This window comes from Acidovorax sp. NO-1, from assembly GCF_000238595.1.
In the GTDB taxonomy this organism is placed as follows: Bacteria; Pseudomonadota; Gammaproteobacteria; order Burkholderiales; family Burkholderiaceae_C; genus Acidovorax.
Window position 1 is genome coordinate 1 of sequence record NZ_AGTS01000156.1, and the last position, 18191, is coordinate 18191.

Annotated in this window: 18 protein-coding genes and 1 pseudogene; 8 read left to right on the plus strand and 11 right to left on the minus strand. The window is 65.9% G+C overall.

Annotated elements, in window-relative coordinates; all coding sequences use genetic code 11:
- Positions 1–176: 176 nt before the first annotated feature.
- Positions 177–2090, minus strand: coding sequence for a glutamine--fructose-6-phosphate transaminase (isomerizing) (glmS, locus tag KYG_RS22375; RefSeq protein ID WP_008907218.1), 1914 nt, complete (start codon positions 2088–2090; stop codon positions 177–179).
- Between the two features lie 139 nt (positions 2091–2229).
- On the opposite strand from glmS, the gene KYG_RS22380 reads away from it, so the two are divergent.
- The 4 genes from KYG_RS22380 (at position 2230) to KYG_RS22395 (ending at position 5371) form a co-directional block, all read left to right on the plus strand.
- Positions 2230–2721: an Lrp/AsnC family transcriptional regulator gene (locus tag KYG_RS22380; RefSeq protein WP_008907219.1), complete on the plus strand. Its 492-nt coding sequence runs from the start codon at positions 2230–2232 to the stop codon at positions 2719–2721.
- A 122-nt stretch (positions 2722–2843) separates the two neighbouring features.
- On the plus strand, positions 2844–3830 hold the full coding sequence (locus KYG_RS22385; protein WP_008907220.1) for a DnaJ C-terminal domain-containing protein: 987 nt from the start codon (positions 2844–2846) through the stop codon (positions 3828–3830).
- A complete protein-coding gene (locus tag KYG_RS22390; RefSeq protein ID WP_008907221.1) occupies positions 3827–4153 on the plus strand; it encodes a MerR family transcriptional regulator in 327 nt (108 codons plus the stop codon). The genes KYG_RS22385 and KYG_RS22390 overlap by 4 nt, the downstream gene beginning before the upstream one ends.
- Positions 4154–4318: 165 nt before the next feature.
- A complete protein-coding gene (locus KYG_RS22395) occupies positions 4319–5371 on the plus strand; it encodes a diguanylate cyclase AdrA (protein WP_008907222.1) in 1053 nt (350 codons plus the stop codon).
- A gap of 110 nt (positions 5372–5481) precedes the next feature.
- Here the strand turns inward: KYG_RS22395 and KYG_RS22400 are convergent, their stop codons facing one another.
- The 3 genes from KYG_RS22400 to KYG_RS22410 all read right to left on the minus strand — a co-directional run bounded on the left by KYG_RS22400 (position 5482) and on the right by KYG_RS22410 (position 8619).
- Positions 5482–6261: an ATP-binding protein gene (locus KYG_RS22400; RefSeq protein ID WP_008907223.1), complete on the minus strand. Its 780-nt coding sequence runs from the start codon at positions 6259–6261 to the stop codon at positions 5482–5484.
- A gap of 7 nt (positions 6262–6268) precedes the next feature.
- The gene (gene glmU, locus KYG_RS22405) at positions 6269–7699 is read right to left on the minus strand and encodes a bifunctional UDP-N-acetylglucosamine diphosphorylase/glucosamine-1-phosphate N-acetyltransferase GlmU (protein ID WP_008907224.1); all 1431 of its coding nucleotides are present in this window, start codon (positions 7697–7699) and stop codon (positions 6269–6271) included.
- 164 nt (positions 7700–7863) lie between these two features.
- Complete coding sequence (locus tag KYG_RS22410) at positions 7864–8619, minus strand: Crp/Fnr family transcriptional regulator (protein ID WP_034695910.1); 756 nt, start codon at positions 8617–8619, stop codon at positions 7864–7866.
- Positions 8620–8756: 137 nt separating this feature from the next.
- On the opposite strand from KYG_RS22410, the gene KYG_RS22415 reads away from it, so the two are divergent.
- Complete coding sequence (locus KYG_RS22415) at positions 8757–9155, plus strand: BLUF domain-containing protein (RefSeq protein WP_008907226.1); 399 nt, start codon at positions 8757–8759, stop codon at positions 9153–9155.
- 335 nt (positions 9156–9490) lie between these two features.
- Here KYG_RS22415 and KYG_RS22420 read toward each other — a convergent pair whose 3' ends face one another.
- Complete coding sequence (locus KYG_RS22420) at positions 9491–9868, minus strand: DUF2917 domain-containing protein (RefSeq protein WP_008907227.1); 378 nt, start codon at positions 9866–9868, stop codon at positions 9491–9493.
- 105 nt (positions 9869–9973) lie between these two features.
- The gene (locus KYG_RS22425) at positions 9974–10516 is read right to left on the minus strand and encodes a DUF2917 domain-containing protein (protein ID WP_008907228.1); all 543 of its coding nucleotides are present in this window, start codon (positions 10514–10516) and stop codon (positions 9974–9976) included.
- A 134-nt stretch (positions 10517–10650) separates the two neighbouring features.
- Here KYG_RS22425 and KYG_RS22430 point away from each other — a divergent pair, with 134 nt between their 5' ends.
- Positions 10651–11652, plus strand: a complete 1002-nt coding sequence (locus tag KYG_RS22430) for a LysR substrate-binding domain-containing protein (protein WP_008907229.1) — start codon at positions 10651–10653, stop codon at positions 11650–11652.
- 92 nt (positions 11653–11744) lie between these two features.
- Here KYG_RS22430 and tyrS read toward each other — a convergent pair whose 3' ends face one another.
- Positions 11745–12977 carry a tyrosine--tRNA ligase gene (tyrS, locus tag KYG_RS22435; protein ID WP_008907230.1) on the minus strand — a complete coding sequence of 411 codons (1233 nt, stop codon included), beginning with the start codon at positions 12975–12977 and terminating at the stop codon, positions 11745–11747.
- 205 nt (positions 12978–13182) lie between these two features.
- On the opposite strand from tyrS, the gene KYG_RS22440 reads away from it, so the two are divergent.
- Positions 13183–14541 (plus strand): M23 family metallopeptidase, encoded by a 1359-nt coding sequence (locus KYG_RS22440; protein ID WP_034695914.1) that lies wholly within the window; start codon positions 13183–13185, stop codon positions 14539–14541.
- Positions 14542–14769: 228 nt separating this feature from the next.
- Positions 14770–15854, plus strand: a pseudogene (locus tag KYG_RS22445) (anhydro-N-acetylmuramic acid kinase).
- A gap of 86 nt (positions 15855–15940) precedes the next feature.
- On the opposite strand, the gene erpA reads toward KYG_RS22445, so the two are convergent.
- The 4 genes from erpA to rpsI form a co-directional block, all read right to left on the minus strand.
- The gene (erpA, locus tag KYG_RS22450) at positions 15941–16306 is read right to left on the minus strand and encodes an iron-sulfur cluster insertion protein ErpA (RefSeq protein ID WP_008907234.1); all 366 of its coding nucleotides are present in this window, start codon (positions 16304–16306) and stop codon (positions 15941–15943) included.
- 60 nt (positions 16307–16366) lie between these two features.
- Positions 16367–16765 carry a polymer-forming cytoskeletal protein gene (locus KYG_RS22455; protein WP_008907235.1) on the minus strand — a complete coding sequence of 133 codons (399 nt, stop codon included), beginning with the start codon at positions 16763–16765 and terminating at the stop codon, positions 16367–16369.
- Between the two features lie 151 nt (positions 16766–16916).
- The gene (locus KYG_RS22460; protein ID WP_008907236.1) at positions 16917–17627 is read right to left on the minus strand and encodes a DUF6776 family protein; all 711 of its coding nucleotides are present in this window, start codon (positions 17625–17627) and stop codon (positions 16917–16919) included.
- A 161-nt stretch (positions 17628–17788) separates the two neighbouring features.
- A complete protein-coding gene (gene rpsI, locus KYG_RS22465; RefSeq protein WP_005798582.1) occupies positions 17789–18181 on the minus strand; it encodes a 30S ribosomal protein S9 in 393 nt (130 codons plus the stop codon).
- Between the last annotated feature and the right edge of the window lie 10 nt (positions 18182–18191).

Consider the following 18191-nt stretch of genomic DNA (forward strand, 5'->3'; position numbering starts at 1 on the left):
CTAGCCCACGTTCACATGTATAGATCTTCTTTACCCGTTGGATTCGAGTTTACGACTTTGCAGTTACAAATGACCATCCCGCAAAACCGCATGAATGCTAGAGGGCTGTTTACGACTTTATTTGCGAGTTTACGACTTTAATGACCCGGATTATTTCGCAAGAACACCCCACCCACTCACTCCACCGTCACCGATTTCGCCAGGTTCCGGGGTTTGTCCACGTCGGTTCCGCGCGCGCACGCCGTGTGGTACGCCAGCAGCTGCAGCGGCACCACATGCAGCAGCGGGCTCAAGGGGCCGTAGTGCCCGGGCATGCGGATCACGTGGATGCCTTCGCTGCTTTCGATGCGGGTGTCGGCATCGGCCAGCACATACAGCACGCCGCCGCGGGCGCGCACTTCCTGCATGTTGCTCTTGAGCTTTTCCAGCAGTGCGTCGTTGGGCGCTACCGTCACCACCGGCATGGCGCTGGTCACCAAGGCCAGCGGGCCGTGCTTGAGCTCTCCGGCCGGGTAGGCCTCGGCGTGGATGTAGCTGATTTCCTTGAGCTTGAGCGCGCCTTCCAGTGCGATCGGGTAGTGCAGGCCCCGGCCCAGAAAGAGCGCGTTTTCCATGCGGGCAAAGTCTTCGGCCCAGCTGATGATTTGTGGCTCCAGCGCCAGCACGGCCTGCAGGGCCACGGGCAGGTGGCGCATGGCCTTGAGGTGGGCGGCTTCCTGCTCGTCGCTCAGGCGGCCCTTGCTTTGCGCCAGCGCCAGCGTCAGCAAGAACAGGCCCGCCAGCTGCGTGGTGAAGGCCTTGGTGCTGGCCACGCCGATCTCGACGCCTGCGCGGGTGATATAGGCCAGCTTGCATTCGCGCACCATGGCGCTGGTGGCCACGTTGCAGATGGTGAGCGTGTGCTGCATGCCCAACGATTGGGCGTGGCGCAGCGCGGCCAGCGTGTCGGCGGTTTCGCCGCTCTGGCTGATGGTGACAACCAGGGTGCGTGGGTTGGGCACGCTGGTGCGGTAGCGGTATTCACTGGCCACTTCGACTTGCGTGGGGATGCCCGCGATGTCTTCGAGCCAGTATTTGGCGGTGCAGCCGCTGTAGTAGCTGGTGCCGCAGGCCAGGATCAACACGCTGTCGATTTCCTTGAACACACGCCAGGCGGCAGCGCCAGGTTCGCCATGCTGGCCCGCGCCGTCGAACAGCTCGGGCACGATGCCGGCCAGGCCTTCGAGCGTGTCGGCGATGGCACGCGGTTGCTCGAAGATTTCCTTTTGCATGTAGTGTCGGTAGGGGCCCAGCTCGGCCGCGCCGCTGTGGGCCAGCACGGTGCGCACGGGGCGCTGTTCGGGCGTGAGTGCGGCACCGTCCTTGCGCACGATCCAGTAGCGGCCCAGCTGCAGGTCCACCAGGTCACCCTCTTCCAGATAAACGATCTGGTCAGTGACGCCCGCCAGCGCCATGGCATCGCTGGCCAGAAAGTGCTCTGCGCCCCCGTTTCCAACCCCCAGGATCAGCGGCGAACCAGCGCGTGCACCCACCACGCGGTGCGGTTCGTCCTTGTGCATCACGGCGATGGCGTAGGCGCCATGCAGCTCGGCCACGGCGGCCTGCACGGCGTCGAACAGGTCGCCGCTGTAGTGGCTGTCCACCAGGTGGGCGATGACTTCGGTGTCGGTCTGGCTCACAAACACATAGCCGCGTGCCTGCAGCGCCTTGCGCAGTTCTTCGTGGTTTTCAATGATGCCGTTGTGCACCAGGGCTACGCGGCCTGCGCTTTGGGCCTGCGCGTCTGCGCCAGTGCCGTGGCTGAAGTGCGGGTGGGCGTTGTGCACGGCGGGCGCGCCATGGGTGGCCCAGCGGGTGTGGGCAATGCCGGTGGCACCGTCGATGTGTTCGGTGGTCACCTGCTCCAGCAGCTCAGCCACGCGGGCGGTGCTGCGGGCGCGCTGCAGGCCTGCCGGGCGCGCTGCATCGAGGCTGGAGGCATGTACCGCCACGCCGCAGGAGTCATAGCCCCGGTATTCCAGCCGCTGCAGGCCCTGCACGAGGATGGGAACGATGTTGCGCGTAGAGACCGCGCCGACGATGCCGCACATGGTGTTTGCCCTTGGGTTGGATTCGATGGGCGGATCGTAAGCAGCATCGAGAAAAATTATCGATTGATATTTGAATGAAATTGAACTTAAATTTCACCAAACACAATGCATGAAATTTTTATTCAATTTTAAGAAAATCATGGAATCCATATCACTCGACAGTACAGACTTGCAGCTGCTCAACCTGCTGCAAACCGACGCGGCGCAGAGCAACCAATCCCTGGCCGAACAGGTGCATGTCTCCCCGCCCACCTGTCTGCGCCGCGTCAAGCGCCTGCACGATGCCGGTCTGATCGAGCGCCAGGTGGCCATCCTGCAGCCCGACCGGCTGGCAGCCATTCAGGGCCACGGGCTGGCCTGCATCGTCGAGGTGTCGCTGGACCGCCAGGGCGCCGAGCAGCTTGACGCGTTTGAAGCCCGCGCCGTGCAGGAGGCCGCCGTGCAGCAATGCTGGCGCGTGTCGCCCGGGCCGGACTTTGTGCTGGTGGTGCACACGCGCGACATGCCGGGGTACCTTTCGCTGTCGCAGCGCCTGTTCACGGGCGATGCCAATGTGCGCAACGTGAAGGCCTTCTTTGCAACCCGCAGGGCAAAATTTGGCACAAAAGTGCCTCTGGAGCTTGATGGATAAGCGCGAATAGCTATTTAATTTATAGCGAATGATTGGCAACCCCTTGGCATGCCGTTGTCCCAGTCCTCTTGCCTTCCCGCCGCATCGGCATAGAGTGGCTGGACACACAGGAGCCACGCCGCATGGAGTTCAAGGACTACTACCAGACGCTGGGCGTCACCCCCGGCGCCACGGCCGACGAGATCAAGAAGGCCTACCGCAAGCTGGCGCGCAAGTACCACCCCGACGTGAGCAAGGAGCCCGACGCCGTGGCGCGCATGACGGCGCTGAACGAAGCCAACGCCGTGCTCTCCGACCCGGAAAAACGCGCCGCCTACGACCGCCTTGCGCAAGAACCGCGCATGCAGCCGGGGCAGGACTTCCGCCCGCCCCCGCACTGGGATGCGGGGTTCGAGTTTTCGGACGGCGCGGGTGGTCCGGGTGGCGCTCCGGGCGACTACAGCGACTTCTTTGAACAGCTGTTTGGCCGTGCCGCCCGAGCGCGTGGCGCCGGGCGCAGCGAACACACCAGCGGAAGACCACCCCCCACCCAGCGCGGCGCAGACCACCACGCCCGCATCGAGCTGGACCTGGCCGACGCCTACCAGGGCGCCGAACGCACCCTCACGCTGCAAAGCGCGCACCAGGCCGATGACGGATCGCTGGTGCGCGACGAGCGCCATCTGGCCGTCAAGATCCCGCAGGGCGTGCGCGAAGGCCAGCTCATCCGCCTGGCTGGCCAGGGCAGCCCGGGCTGGGGTGGCGCACCGGCGGGCGATTTGTTTCTGGAGGTGCTGTTCAAGCCCGACCCGCGCTGGCGCGCGGAGGGCCGCGATGTCTACCAGCCGCTGGTAGTGGCCCCCTGGGAGGCAGCCCTGGGCGCCTCGGTCGAGGTGGGCACGCCGGGCGGCTCGGTCATCGAGGTGGCGGTGCCCGCAGGCTGGAAGGCGGGGCGCAAGCTGCGCCTCAAAGGCCGGGGCATCCCGGGCACACCACCGGGTGACTTCTATCTGGAACTGCACATGGCCCTGCCACCGGCCACCACCGATGCCGAACGCGCTGCGTACGCCGCGCTGGCCCAGGCCTTTCCCCACTACAACCCGCGCGCTGCGCAAGGAGCCCAGCCATGAGCGCCCACTCCCCCACGCCCCCCGCAGAACTGCTCGACGATGGCAGCGCCGCCCTCACGCTGGACGCCCTGGCCCGCGCCTGCCGCATGGATGCCGACTGGGTGGCAGCGCGGCTGCAGGAGGGGTTGCTGCAGGCTGGCACCGAAGGCGAAGGCGACCGCTCGGCCTGGCGCTTCAGCGGGGCCACCGTGGTGCGCGCCCGGCGTATTGCCCACCTGGAACTCACCTTCGACGCCGATCCGCACCTGGCCGCGCTCACGGCCGACCTGATCGAGGAAGTCACCGCCCTGCGCCAGCAACTGCGGCACCTGAAAGGCCGTTGAACGCAACTGGACACGGCGAACACGACGAACACCGTGGAGCCGCGCGGCAGAACACATGGTCATTTCGTGCTGGCATCGCCCCACGGGGGCATGTAAGCTCCCCCCAGCCCTTCGCGAGCCCGCCCCCACCGGAGCGCAGCACCGGCGGCACCACCCCAACTCTCCATGCCCACACCCCGCCGCCAGATGCCCCGCCGTATCTACCCCCTGCGCATTCTGGGCATGGGGCTGGGTGGCATGGTGGTGGGCGTGGTGCTGTGGGAGCGCCACGCCAGCGCCGCCGCGTGGGCGGCCATGGTGCTGCCCGCGTTTGTGTGGCCGCACGTGGCCTACCTGATCACGCGGCGCAGCAAAGACCCGTACCGCGCCGAAACCCGCAACCTGCTTATCGACTCCGCCATGGCGGCGAGCTTTGTGCCGCTGATGCACTTCAACCTGCTGCCCAGCGTGCTGCTGGTCACGCTGACCCTGGTGGACAAGATCACCACCGGCATCCGCGGGCTCTGGGCACGCTCGATCCCGGCCATGCTGGGCGGAGGGCTGGTGGGCATGCTGCTGGCGGGCCTGCACTGGGCGCCCGACACCTCCATGCGCGTGATCGTGGCGTGCCTGCCCGTGATGGCACTGCACACGATCTCGGTCAGCGTCGTGAGCTACCAGCTCATCCGCAAGACGGCCCACCAGAACCAGCTGCTGGATGAGCTGCGGCGCGTGGACGCGCTCACAGGCCTTTTCGTGCGTGGCCACTGGCAGGAACAGGCCGAGGCTGCACTGCGCCGCCACCACACCACCAACGAACCCGCCTGCATGCTGATGCTGGACATCGACCATTTCAAGCAGATCAACGACCAGCATGGCCACACGGTGGGCGACGAGGTGATCCGCGCACTGGCCCATGTGGTGCGCGGCAACGTGCGCGCGGGCGACTGCGCGGGGCGCTATGGCGGCGATGAATTTGCCATCGTGCTGCCCGGCATGCAGGCCAGGGACGCACTGGCCCTTGCCCACCGCATCCGCGAGCAGACCGAGGGCGTGCGCCTGCGCAGCCTGCCTGACGTACGCATCACCAGCAGCATTGGCGTGGCCCCGGCCGACCACCGCCACAGCAACCTGCGCGCCTGGATCGACGCGGCCGACGCCGCACTGTATGTCGCCAAGAACGGCGGGCGCAACCGCGTGGCGGGCAGCATCGAACCCGCCCTGGCGCCTGCGGTGTAACACACCTGCCGAGGGGGCCGCGCCCCCGAAAAATATATAGAAAAAGTGCCTGCAGCGCTTATCCAGCAAGCGCGAACAGCTATATTTTTAGCTGCAACTTGAAGCGCTGTTCAAGCCGGCCAGCCCACCCGCACCGTACAGCCCCCGCCCGGCACCGCGGTGGCACGGATCTGCGCCCCATGGCGCTGCGCAATCGCGCGGCACAGCGCCAGACCGGTACCCACACCGTCAAACTCGGTCTCTCGGTGCAGGCGCTGGAACACGCCGAACAGGCTGCCCGCGCGCGCCGGGTCAAAACCCACGCCGTTGTCCTGCACGGTAAAGGCGATCTGCCCCGCGGGTGCCGCATCGGCCTGCACCGTGATGCACGCCTGCGCCACGGGCCGGGTGAACTTGAGGGCATTGCCCAGCAGTTGCACCAGCAGCTCCTGCAGCAGCGCGGGGTCGGCCTGCAGCGTGGGCAGGTCTGACGCAATGCGCCACTCCACCCCCCGCCCGGCCTCGGCAGCGGCCAGCGCGGCGCGCGCCTGCACAACGGCATCGGCCAGCGGCACGGCCTGCAGATGCAGCGGCGTGCGGCTGGCGCGCACCAGGGCCTGCAGGCCGTCGATCATGAGCCCCATGCGCCGGGCCGACTGGTCCATGGTGGCCAGAAAACCCAGCGCCTCCTGCACCTCGGCGCCCTGCGCCACCTCGGGCGGCAAATCGCCCAGCACCTCGCGCACCAGCGTGCCGTACGACGTGACGTGCCGCAGCGGCGCGCGCAGGTCGTGCGACACGGCGCGCAAGAACTCCTCCTGCGCAGCGGCCATGTCGGCCACCTGCTGCCGGCTGCGGGCCAGCTCGGCGCGCAGTTGCTCGACCTCGGCAGGGCTTGCGGGCTGCGTCATGGCTGCATCACGCCTTGGGCAGCTTGGCAGGGCGGTGCCAGTTTTCTTTGGTGATCTGCTTGCCCCGCGCCACGCTGAGCGCACCGGGCGGCGTGCTCTTGCTGATGGTGCTGCCACCACCCACCGTGCCGCCCGCACCAATGGTCACGGGGGCCACCAGCACGCAGTTGCTGCCGATGTGCACGTCGGCCTCGATCACCGTGCGGTGCTTGTTGGCGCCGTCGTAGTTGGCGGTGATGCTGCCTGCGCCGTAGTTCACGCGCTCGCCCACCGTGGCATCGCCGAGATAAGCCAGGTGGTTGGCCTTGGCGCCGTCAGCCAGGGTGGAATTTTTCACTTCCACAAAGTTGCCGATGTGCACCTCGCGGCCCAGTTGCGCGCCGGGGCGCAGGCGGGCGAAGGGGCCGATCAGCGCGCCCTCGCCCACGGTGGCTCCCGCCTTTTCGCCGTCAATGTGCGTGAAGGGGTGGATCACGGCGCCGGCTGCGATGCGCGCGTTGGCAATGCAGCAGTTGGCGCCGATCTGCACGCCTTCGCCCAGCTCCACCCGGCCAGTGAAAACGCAGTTCACGTCGATCTCCACGTCCTGCCCGCACACCAGTTCGCCGCGCACGCCGGTGCGGGTGTCGTCGCGCACATCAAAGCGCGCCGGGTCGGCCAGGCGCACGCCCTGCTCCATCAGGCTGCGCGCGGCGCGCAGCTGGTGCGCGCGCTCCAGCTCGGCCAGCTGCAGCGGGCTGTTGACGCCCGCCACCTGCAGCGCATCGGTGATGCGGTGGGCCACCACGGGCACGCCGCCCTGCACGGCCATGGCGACGATGTCGGTCAGGTAGTACTCGCCCTGGGCGTTGTGGTTGGTCAGGCGCGCCAGCCAGGGCGTGAGCAGGCGCGCGGGCACGGCCATGATGCCGCTGTAGACCTCGGTGATGGCGCGCTGCGCATCGGTGGCGTCCTTGTGTTCGACGATGCCTTGCACGGCGCCGTCGGCATTGCGCACGATGCGGCCGTAGCCGGTGGGGTCGGGCAAGGTCACCGTCAGCAGGGCCAGCTTGCCACCGTCGCTGGCCGCCACCAGGGCGCGCAGCGTGTCGGCCTGCGTCAGCGGCACATCGCCGGACAGCACCACCACCGTGCCGTCGTCACGCAGGTGCGGCACGGCCTGCTGCACCGCGTGGCCGGTGCCCAATTGCGGCTCCTGCCGGGCGAATTTCAGGTCAAAACCGGCTCCAGCGCTTGCTGCACCTGCGCAAGCAGCTTCTACTTCTGTAGCACCGTGGCCCGTGATGACGATGGCGCTGCGCGCCTGCAGGTGCGCCGCCTGGTCCAGCACATGGTGCAGCAGCGGGCGCCCGGCCAGGCGCTGCAGCACCTTGGGGATACGGCTTTTCATGCGCGTGCCCTTGCCGGCCGCCAGGATGAGGATGTCGAGTGAGGTCATGAAAATGAGGGTTGGGGTGCGCAACAAAGCCCGGCGCGCGGGCATGGAGAGGATTATGGGCTTGCGCCCGCAGGGTGCAAGACGCTATTCAAAACATAGCTGCTCGCGTTTGACCCATAAGCGCTGGGGCTCGTTTAACCCATATTTCTACCGCCATCGCGCGGCTACAGCAGCGGCATGAGCCGGGGCGGGGTGTCGTAGTACTCGGCAATGCGCGCCAGCGCCCGCGTGTTCAGCAGGCGAAGGCGCCCGTTCTTGAGCTCGTGCAGACCCAGCAGGGCCAGGCGCCGCAGCGTCTTGTTGGTGTGCACCAGCGACAACCCCAGCGCATCGGCAATGTGCTGCTGGTTGAGCGGGAACGCCACCGCGCCGTCCTCCACCAGCCCGATGCGGTCGAGCCGGCGGTACAGGTGCATGAGCAGCATGGCCACGCGCTCGGTGGCGTTGCGGCGGCCGGTGGTGAGCAGGTTTTCGTCCAGGTGGCCTTCCTCGTGCGCCGCCAGCCAGGTGATGTCGTAGCCCAGGCGCGGGTGCTCGCGAAACAGCGCCCACAGGCTGTCGTTTTCAAACACGCACAGCGAGCAGTCCGTCAGCGCCTCGATGCCGTGGGTGGACACCTCGCCAAACTCCTGCTGCAGCCCCACCAGATCGCCGGGCAGCAGAAAATTCAGGATCTGGCGGCGCCCGTCGCTCAGCGTCTTGTAACGGAATGCCCAGCCCGAATACAGGGTGAAGAGTTTGGCGTTGGGCTCGCTCTCGCGCACCAGCGCACCCCCGGCCTGCACGGCCATCGTGTCTTTGCGAAAACCCTCGATGAACGCCAGAACCTCGGGCTTCACGGGCGTGAAGGCGCCGGTTTTTCTGAGCCTGCACGCACCGCAGGATGGCGGGCAGGTGTGGGGCGGCAAAGTGGCATTCATGGTGCGCAATTCTAGGCACGCAAGCGCCTTGCTCACATCTCGCAACAACATTGCAGCGCCAGGGCGGGCACGATGGCGGGCCGTATGTCTTTTGACATTGCGCAACCCCTGTGGGCCCCCTACATTGGGCCGCACCTATGAAAATTTGCACTGCCCTGTATGAGGTTCTCTATGTGAGCACCCTCGCGCCCGACCAGCCCCTGAGCGTGGTGGCCGAGATTGCCGGGCGCGCGCGCCAGGTGAACGCGGAGCTGGATGTGACAGGACTGCTGATTTTCGACGGCCAGCGCTTTTGCCAGCAACTCGAAGGCCCGCAAAAGGCCGTGCTCAAGCTCATTGAGCGCATCCGCAACGACCCGCGCCATATCAACGTCGAAGTCATCCACCACGGCCCGCTGGCAGGGCGGCGGTTTCAGCAGTTCAGCCTGGCCTTCAGCACCGTGGAAGACGTGGATGCGCTGGCGCGCATGGAGCAGTTGGACGGCGATGCGGCCATTGCCGCGTTCGAGACCGTGCGGGGCGAGCTGATGCTCTGACCTGGCTGATCGGGGTGCTGTGCGAGGACTCACGCCAGCCACCTGGCGCACCCGTCCACTCACTATCAAAAAAATAGCTGCTCGCGCTTGATGGTAAAGCGCTAGGGATGTCCTGCATAACCCTCGCGAGGCGGTGGTAGTGCGATCGGGATGGGGCGCAAGGCGTCTTTTGGCAGCCAATAGCCGGGCTATTGGCAAGAAAAGCAACGCAGCGAACCGCCCGAGGCCGCGCTATCACAGACCGCAGGGAGTTATACAGGTCATCCCTAGCAGCCATTTTGACTAAAAATACTGTCCCCATCGGGGTGGCCGGGCCGGCCCCCCGCCCGCCCAGGTCAGGCGCAGCAGGCGTCGCCCCAGGCGGGTGCGCCGTTGCCCACGGATGCGCGGCGCCACCACGATGCAGGGCGGGCACCGGCGGCATCGCCGTCCACCCAGCGGTAGTGCAGGCGGCGGCCGCCCAGGGGCTCGACCACCACCGATTGGCCCGCAGCCACCGGCACCGACTGACCGGCGCACAGGATGAGGTCATCGCGCTCGCCGTTGCCCAGCGTGACCCAGGCCTGGCCCTCGGCCACACGCAGCACCATGGCCGCCTTGGGCACGAGGGTCGCCGCAGCGCCTGCCGCGACGGTGCCGGTGGCGCTGGAAGATGCACCCAAAGCGCGGGAAGGCGCGAAGGAAAACAGTGGGAAAGTGTGAGTGGTTGTCATGGTGAACTCCGGGTAAACCCTAATAAGACCGTATGGTGCGCGGGTTGCAGAACAACGTCCAATGAAAAGCACGGCACCCATTGATGCCTTTTCTGCATGACAGCCTCAAACAGGCCTGCGATGCAGGGGTGCTGCTATCCGATAGAGAGCAAAACGCACGGCACCGGCCGCCAGTCGCCCGCCCGCGCCGGCCACATCCAGCGCTGCCGATCCCACGGCCCGCCCGCCCAGGCCCAGCGCCCGGAGCAGGTCCCGCAGAGGCTGTACCACGCCGCATTCCCAGTCGCAGGCCGCAGTGCGGGTGACGCAGGTGGCGGGCAGGCTGGCCGGCGGCACATCCCAGCGGAACGCCATGGCGTCGGCACGCCCGGGCGGGCTCCAGGCCTCCAGCACCACATGCTGCCCGGGCGCAATGGCCAGCTCGTCGCCAGCGCGCAGCACGTGGTCCACCCCGGTGCCCGGGCATCCCGCACCGGGGCCTTGCACCGTCACCCAGGCCCGCCCGCAGGCAATGGCGAGCACGCCCGACGCGGCCGGGTGCAGCGACAGGGCACGGCCCGCGCCCAGCGTCCAGCTGCCGGCCGCAGATCGGCCAGCGCTGGAGGCGTGCACGGATTGTTGCGATTCCAGAACGGGGCGGTGCGACATGACGGGCTCCTTGGCGTGGTTGAAAGCGAGTACGGTGAATGAATGGTGCCGTTTGCGCCACACACAGTCCAATGAAAACGCGCTACGCTATTCATTCCGTCAACGCATGAATCACGCTCAGCAGGAATGCCGCCATGACCTCTGCCGAATACTCCCCCGCCGTCTTGCGCACCCGGCCCGTGGCCACCGGCCACTGGCGTGCCTTTCTGGCCGTGGCCAAGCACCTGAACTTTCGCGCCGCCGCCGATGAGCTGGCGCTGACGCAATCTGCCGTGAGCCGCCAGATCCAGGCGCTGGAAGAAGAAGTGGGCGTGCCCCTGTTTTTGCGCCACACCCGCGCGGTGGAGCTGACGAGCGCGGGCGCGCAGTTGCAGCGCGCCGTGGGCCCGGCGCTGGAGCGCATGGACGCGGCCGTGCGCCTGGTGCGCCAGACGGCCGGGCGCCGCAGCGTGGCCATTACCACCTGGGCCAGTTTTGCGTCGATGTGGCTGATCCCGCGCATGGAGGAGTTCCAGCGCGACAACCCGGGCATCGACATCCGCATTGATGCAAGCGATGTGCAGGTCGATCTGGACACCTCGGACGTGGACCTGGCCCTGCGCTACGCCATGCCGGGCGGCGCCACCCAGGGGGGCGTGCGCCTGTTTGGCGAGCAACTGGCCGTGGTGGCCAGCCCCTGGCTGCTCAAGAGCGGCAAGCCGCTGCGCACCCCGGCCGATGTGGCGCAGTTCACCCTGATCGAGGCCGGCGACGCCCACCGCACGCACTATCTGGAGTACCTGAGCTGGCGCCGCTGGTTCGACAGCCGCGACCTGGCCAAGCTGCAGCCCCAGCGCTGGCTGTACTTCAACTACGCCCACCAGATCGTGCAGGCCGCGCTGGCCGGCCAGGGCCTGGCACTGGCGCGCATGCCGCTGATTGCCGATGCCCTGGCGGCAGGCGACCTGGTGGAGGTGCTGCCCGGCCACCGCATCGACTCGCCCCTGGCCTACTGGCTCATGGTGGGGCCGCGCAGCGCGCAACGGCCGGAGATCAAGGCGTTTTGCGCCTGGTTGCAGGTGCAGGCCGCGGCCACCCGCCAGGCGATTGGCGATGTGCCCGACCCGGATTTGAACGACAACCTGGACGGCGCATGAAAAAAGCGCTGGACCCCAAGGCCTCAGCGCTTTCAAATTGATAGCTGCCAGCGCTTATCCATCAAGCGGTGGCGGCCAATTTCATATCAAAATCATGACAGGGTGACCCGCGCAAACTTGCGCTTGCCCACCTGCACCACGTAGGTACCTGCTTCGAGCTTCAGGCCCTTGTCGCTGACCACGCTGCCCTCCACGCGCACGCCGCCACCGTCGATCAGGCGATTGGCCTCGCTGCCGGACGGCGCCAGGTTGGCCTGCTTGAGCAGCGCACCAATGCCCAGCGGCGCGCCCGACAGGGACAGTTCCGGGATCTCATCCGGCACCCCGCCCTTGCTGCGGTTGATGAAGTCCTGCTCGGCCGCATCGGCCGCGGCGGCACTGTGGAACCGTGTGGTGATCTCCTTGGCCAGCATCACCTTGGCGTCCTTGGGGTTGCGCCCGCTGGCGATCTCGGCCTTGAGCGCGGCGATGTCGGCCAGGCTCTTGAACGACAGCAGCGTGTACCAGTCCCACATCAGGGTGTCGCTGATCGACAGCATCTTGGCAAACATGGTGTTGGCGTCTTCGGTGATGCCGATGTAGTTGTTCTTGGACTTGGACATCTTGTCCACGCCGTCCAGGCCCACCAGCAGCGGCATGGTGAGCACACACTGCGGCTCCTGGCCGTATTCCTGCTGCAGGTGGCGGCCCATGAGCAGGTTGAACTTCTGGTCGGTGCCGCCCAGCTCCAGATCGCTCTTGAGCGCCACCGAGTCGTAACCCTGCATCAGCGGGTACAGAAACTCGTGTACCGAGATCGACTGGCCGGTGGTGAAGCGCTTGTGAAAGTCATCGCGCTCCATCATGCGCGCCACGGTGTAGCGGGAAGCCAGCTGAATCATGCCGGTGGCGCCCAGGGGCTCGCTCCACTCGCTGTTGTAGCGGATCTCGGTCCTGGCCGGGTCCAGCACCATGCTGGCCTGCTTGTAATAAGTCTCGGCATTCACCTTGATCTGCTCGGGCGTGAGCGGCGGGCGCGTGCTGTTGCGGCCCGAGGGGTCGCCGATCAGGCTGGTGAAGTCGCCGATCAGGAAGATCACCTGGTGGCCCAGATCTTGCAACTGCCGCATCTTGTTCAACACCACCGTGTGGCCGATGTGGATGTCCGGCGCGGTAGGGTCGAGCCCCAGCTTGATGCGCAGCGGCTGCCCCGTGGCCTCAGAGCGCACCAGCTTCTTGACCCATTCGTCCTGTGGCAGCAGCTCCTGCACACCGCGCAGAGAAATTTCAAGGGCCCGTCCTACACCATCAGAGACCGGGGTTGTTGTAACAGCAGATTGATTCATAAGGGTTTTTTTGGATGTCTAGACAGCATGCACCGCTATACTTCAGCCCACATTGCGTAAGGCGGATTCTAGTAGGCCCGCTGTTTCGACCTGTTTTTCACCATTCTGTCGAATGCTTGCAGCCTGACAGTCTGTGCTCCAGGCCCCTTCCCGTACCTGTGACGGGTGCGCGTCCTGGAACCACACTCACCCTGGGGATAGACCTTTGATTCACGGCTTGACCACCGCCAGCTCGGCTTTGCTTGACCGGCTGTCCCGCACGATCCAACAACATCCCAAACGCATCACCGCCGCCGTCGCAGCCATCCTGCTGACGGGTGGTGGGGGCGCATTCGCTGTGGCGTCTTTTGCGCCCGACCCGGCCGAGCTGCCGGTGCGCATGGTGACCTACCCCGTTGAATCGCTGGCAGAAAACCTCGTGCTGGGAGAACTGGAAGCGCCGGGTTTTTCGCTGTTCCGCTCCGAGCAGGTGCGCAGCAGCGACACCCCTGAATCGCTGCTCCAGCGCCTGGGCGTGGCCGACCCGGCCGCTGCCGCCTTCATGCGCAGTGACACTCCTGTCCGACAAAATGTGCTCGGCCGCACGGGCCGCATCGTTTCGGCAGAAACCACCGATGACCACCGCCTGACCCGCCTGACCGTGCGCTGGGTGCCCGATGACAGCGGCGACTTCCGGCGTCTCGTGGTGGAGCGTGTGGGCGACAAGTTCAGTTCGCGCATCGAAACCGCCAAGCTGACCACCAGCAGCCGTCTGGCCGGCGGCATCATCCACAGCTCGCTGTTTGCTGCGACCGACGCGTCCAACATCCCCGACGCCGTAGCCGTCCAGATGGCCGAACTTTTCTCCGGCAACATCGATTTCCGTCGTGCCCTGCGCAAGGGTGACCGTTTCTCGGTGGTGTATGAAACCCGCGAGGCAGACGGCGAGCCTTTGTCCAGCGGCCGGGTGCTGAGTGCCGAGTTCCTGAACAACGGCAAGAAGCACGAAGCCATCTGGTTCCAGGAACCCGGTGCCGCCAAGGGCGCCTACTACACCCTCGACGGCGAGAGCATGCGCCGCGCCTATCTGACATCGCCCGTGGAGTTCTCGCGCGTGACCAGCGGCTTCAAGATGCGGATGCACCCCATCCTGAAAACATGGCGCGCCCACCTGGGCACCGATTTCGCGGCCCCCACCGGCACGCCCGTACGTACCGTGGGCGATGGCGTGGTGGAGTTCGCAGGCGTGCAGAACGGCTTCGGCAACGTGGTCTTCGTCAAGCACCGCAACCAGCACGTGACTGTGTACGCCCACCTCAGCCGCATCGATGTGCGCCAGGGCCAATCGGTGGAACAGGGCGAGACACTGGGCGCCGTGGGTGCCACCGGCTGGGCCACAGGGCCCCATCTGCACTTCGAGTTCCGGGTGAACGGCGTCCACCAGGATCCGCAGACCATCGTGGCCCAGAGTGAGGCAGCAGCCCCCGTCTCGGCCGCTGCGCGCCCGGCATTCGACCGTCTGGCCTCCAGTATGCGCATCCAGCTCTCGGCAGCTGCGCTGATCGAGCAAGCCAGCGCGGAGTGAAGTGAAGCCCCCCGTGAGCCGCTTCGCGCCTTCCCCCCACGGGCGGACGCCGCCAGCGCACGCAAGCGAAGCGCCGCATACGCGGCGCGGCGGCCCTTGCGCGGCAGCCACTGACCTCGGCCGCGCCGCTTGCCTGGGCTTCAGGGCCCCTGGACCTAAGGCTCTTCCGTCCACGCCTTCACAGTCCACACGGCTCCTGTGAGCGCATCCGAGCTGTACATCGGCCTGATGTCGGGCACCTCGCTCGATGGCATCGACGGTGTGCTGGCCGATTTTTCTGGCTCGCACTGCGTCGTCACCCACCATGCCAGCGCGCCCTTCGCGCCCGAACTGCGGGCCGAACTGATGGCCCTCAACACTTCGGGCACTGACGAATTGCACCGCGCCGCGCTGGCAGGCAACGCCCTGTCGCGGGCCTACGCGCAGATTGTGCAAACGCTACTCAAGCGCAGCGGGCAGCCAGCATCCTCCATCCGCGCCATCGGCGCCCACGGGCAGACGGTGCGCCACCGGCCCCAGGAATTTGACGGCACGGGCTATACCCTGCAGCTGGGCAACCCAGCCCTGCTGGCTGAGCGCACCGGCATCACCGTGGTGGCCGATTTCCGCAGCCGTGACGTGGCGGCAGGTGGACAGGGTGCACCCTTGGTGCCAGCGTTTCACCAAGGGGTTTTTGGCCGTGCGGGTGAAACCGTGCTGGTGCTCAACATCGGCGGCATCTCCAATCTCAGCGTACTGGGCGCCGACGGCAGTGTGCTGGGCTTTGACTGCGGCCCCGGCAACGCGCTGATGGACTACTGGTGCCAACGGCACACCGGCCAGGCCTTCGATGCGGGGGGGCATGGGCCGCCACGGGTCAGGTACTGCCTGCCTTGCTGGCCTCACTGCTGGACGAACCCTTTCTGCGAAAACCACACCCCAAGAGCACGGGGCGCGATCTGTTCAACCCTGTGTGGCTTGCCCGCCACCTGCAGTGTTTTGGTGCAGAAAACCCGGCGGACGTGCAAGCCACATTGACGGAATATACCGCCAGCGCTTGCTCCATAAGCGCCAACAGCTACAAAATGCATAGCAACTACATGGCAGTGTGCGGCGGAGGTGCCCTCAACACCCATCTCATGGCAAGGTTGCAGGCCGCCTGCCCCGGCATCCGGGTAGTTCCCACTGATGCGCTGGGCCTGCCGGCACTGCAGGTGGAGGCGGCAGCTTTTGCCTGGCTGGCCCACCGGACGGTGCATGGGCTTTCCGGAAATCTGGCCAGCGTGACCGGCGCCGCAGGCGCCCGGGTGCTGGGCGCCGTTTACCCGGCCTGAAAAACAAAAGCCGCCCCTGCGGGCGGCAAATGCAATGCACTGGCACGGCGAGCGGCTTAAACCGCCCGGCTCAGCGAAGACCCATCTCAGGCAGAGAAGCTGGAACCACAACCGCAGGTGGTCGTGGCGTTCGGGTTCTTGATGACGAACTGGGCGCCCTGCAGATCTTCCTTGTAGTCGATCTCTGCACCCACCAGGTACTGATAACTCATGGCATCGATCAACAGCGACACACCATTCTTGGTCATGGTGGTGTCGTCTTCGTTGGTGATTTCATCAAACGTGAAACCATACTGAAAACCCGAGCAACCGCCGCCTTGCACAAAAACGCGCAGCTTCAGGTCTGGGTTGCCCTCTTCGGCAATCAGGTCCGCCACCTTGGCCGCCGCACTGTCCGTGAACAGGATGGGGGCAGGCATTTCGGTCTGGATGTTTTCAGCAACAGCGCTCATGAGGTACTCCGGGTTCAATGTTTGCAGTGAATAGTACTGCACACCGCTCGGGAATTCAGATCACTGGCCGTTTGACGCTAACTTCAGTGGGGGCTTTTCCTCCACCAGCACCGCCACAGGACACATCTGCCCAGCGATCGTCGCGCCCTGGTGCATCTCCAGCGCCTTGTAATGCACGTTGCCGGTGATCTTCGCCTTGGGTTGCAGCTCCAGCAACTCGGCGGCATGCACAGGCCCCATGACCTGGCCGTTGATGATCACGTGGTCCGCATGCACCGCCCCCTCCACCCGCGCCGTCTCGGAGATCACGAGGATGCTGGGCTGCTCCGAACCCGCACGGATGTCCCCTACCACCTCGCCATCAATGCGCATGCCCTCGGCAAAGTGCACATCGCCCTCGATCCGGGTGCCCTGGGCGATCAGGCTTTTGATCGGCGGCTGCTTTTTTCGGGAAAACATGGGATGAGAACTCCTCAAAGTGCGCGGTTTGGTACCGGGCACACGAATACAGAATGGCGCGGAAGGCTGCAGTTGCCTCAGGCACCGTTGAGAGGGCTGCTGGCGCCCGAATTGCAGCGCCCTAGATTTCCCCCGCACCCGCCTTCACGGGTCAATCGAGGGGCATGGCCTGAACGGCTCGAACCGTCGTACCTTCCAGCACGCGGGCCGTCACGGTTTTTACCACGACGCCGGGTGGCAAATCGAGAACGCCATCAATACGCCGGTACTGGCGCACTTGCAGCGGCTGTCCCTGCGCGGGGCGGGTCTGGGTCCAGGGCGACCCGTCCTGCGTGCCCGTGAGCACCAACTCCAGCCGTCCATTGAACTCCGGGGCATTGCGGGCGGCCTGGATCACCAGCACCTGCCAGCGCAGTTGCATTCCTCCCAGCACCTCGGCCTGCAAGCTGCGAATGGACAAGCCTTCCGCCCTGGCGGCCGGGATCAGCTTCTCAAAGAATCCAAGATCCTCCCGCAACGCCCGGTTGTCCGCCTCGAGCTGCCGGACCTGCGCCATCAGACTCTCCTTGACGGCACGTTCGGCCACCAGCAAGCTCTCCGCCGTGTGTGCCACCGTCTGCTGCTCCTGGCCTTCCGCGCGCAAACGTTCCAGCTCCGAGCGCAACTGGAGCATCTCGTCACGGGACACCGTGTCCAGCCCGGCAATGGACCTCCCGAACTCGAAAGCCCACAGTGCGACGGCAGCACAGAAGCCGAAAACCACTGCCAGCGCCAGCCAGCGCAATGGCCAGGGCAGCGCACTGCGTATGGCCACGCGCGGGGCGCTGATGGTCAGCCGGCGGCGGAGCAGGCGAAAGCGCATAGGGTCAACTGGCGATTCATCGGGCAAACCATCTCTGTAAAAACCGCACCATAAACGAAAAAACCGCCCGGAGGCGGTTTTTTCCCGGCAAAGCACACTGTACAGAGCAGGGTGCTTTGCAGCGGATGCTGCCCGGGGGCAACATCCTGCAGTGCCACGCTTTAACGCTTGGAGAACTGCTTGGCGCGGCGTGCAGAGTGCAGACCGACCTTCTTACGCTCGACTTCACGGGCATCACGCGTCACGAAGCCAGCTTGGCTCAGGACGGGCTTCAACGATGCGTCGTAGTCGATCAGAGCGCGGGTGATACCGTGGCGCGCAGCGCCGGCCTGGCCGGACTCACCACCACCGTGCACGTTGATCTGGATGTCGAAGGTTTCGACATGGTTGGTCAACGCCAGGGGTTGCTTGGCAATCATGATCGAGGTTTCGCGGCCGAAGTAGGACTGGATGTCCTTGCCGTTCACCGTGATCTTGCCGGAGCCTTTTTTCAGAAACACGCGGGCGACGCTGGACTTGCGACGGCCGGTGCCATTGTTCCATTCACCAATCATCTCAAGGCTC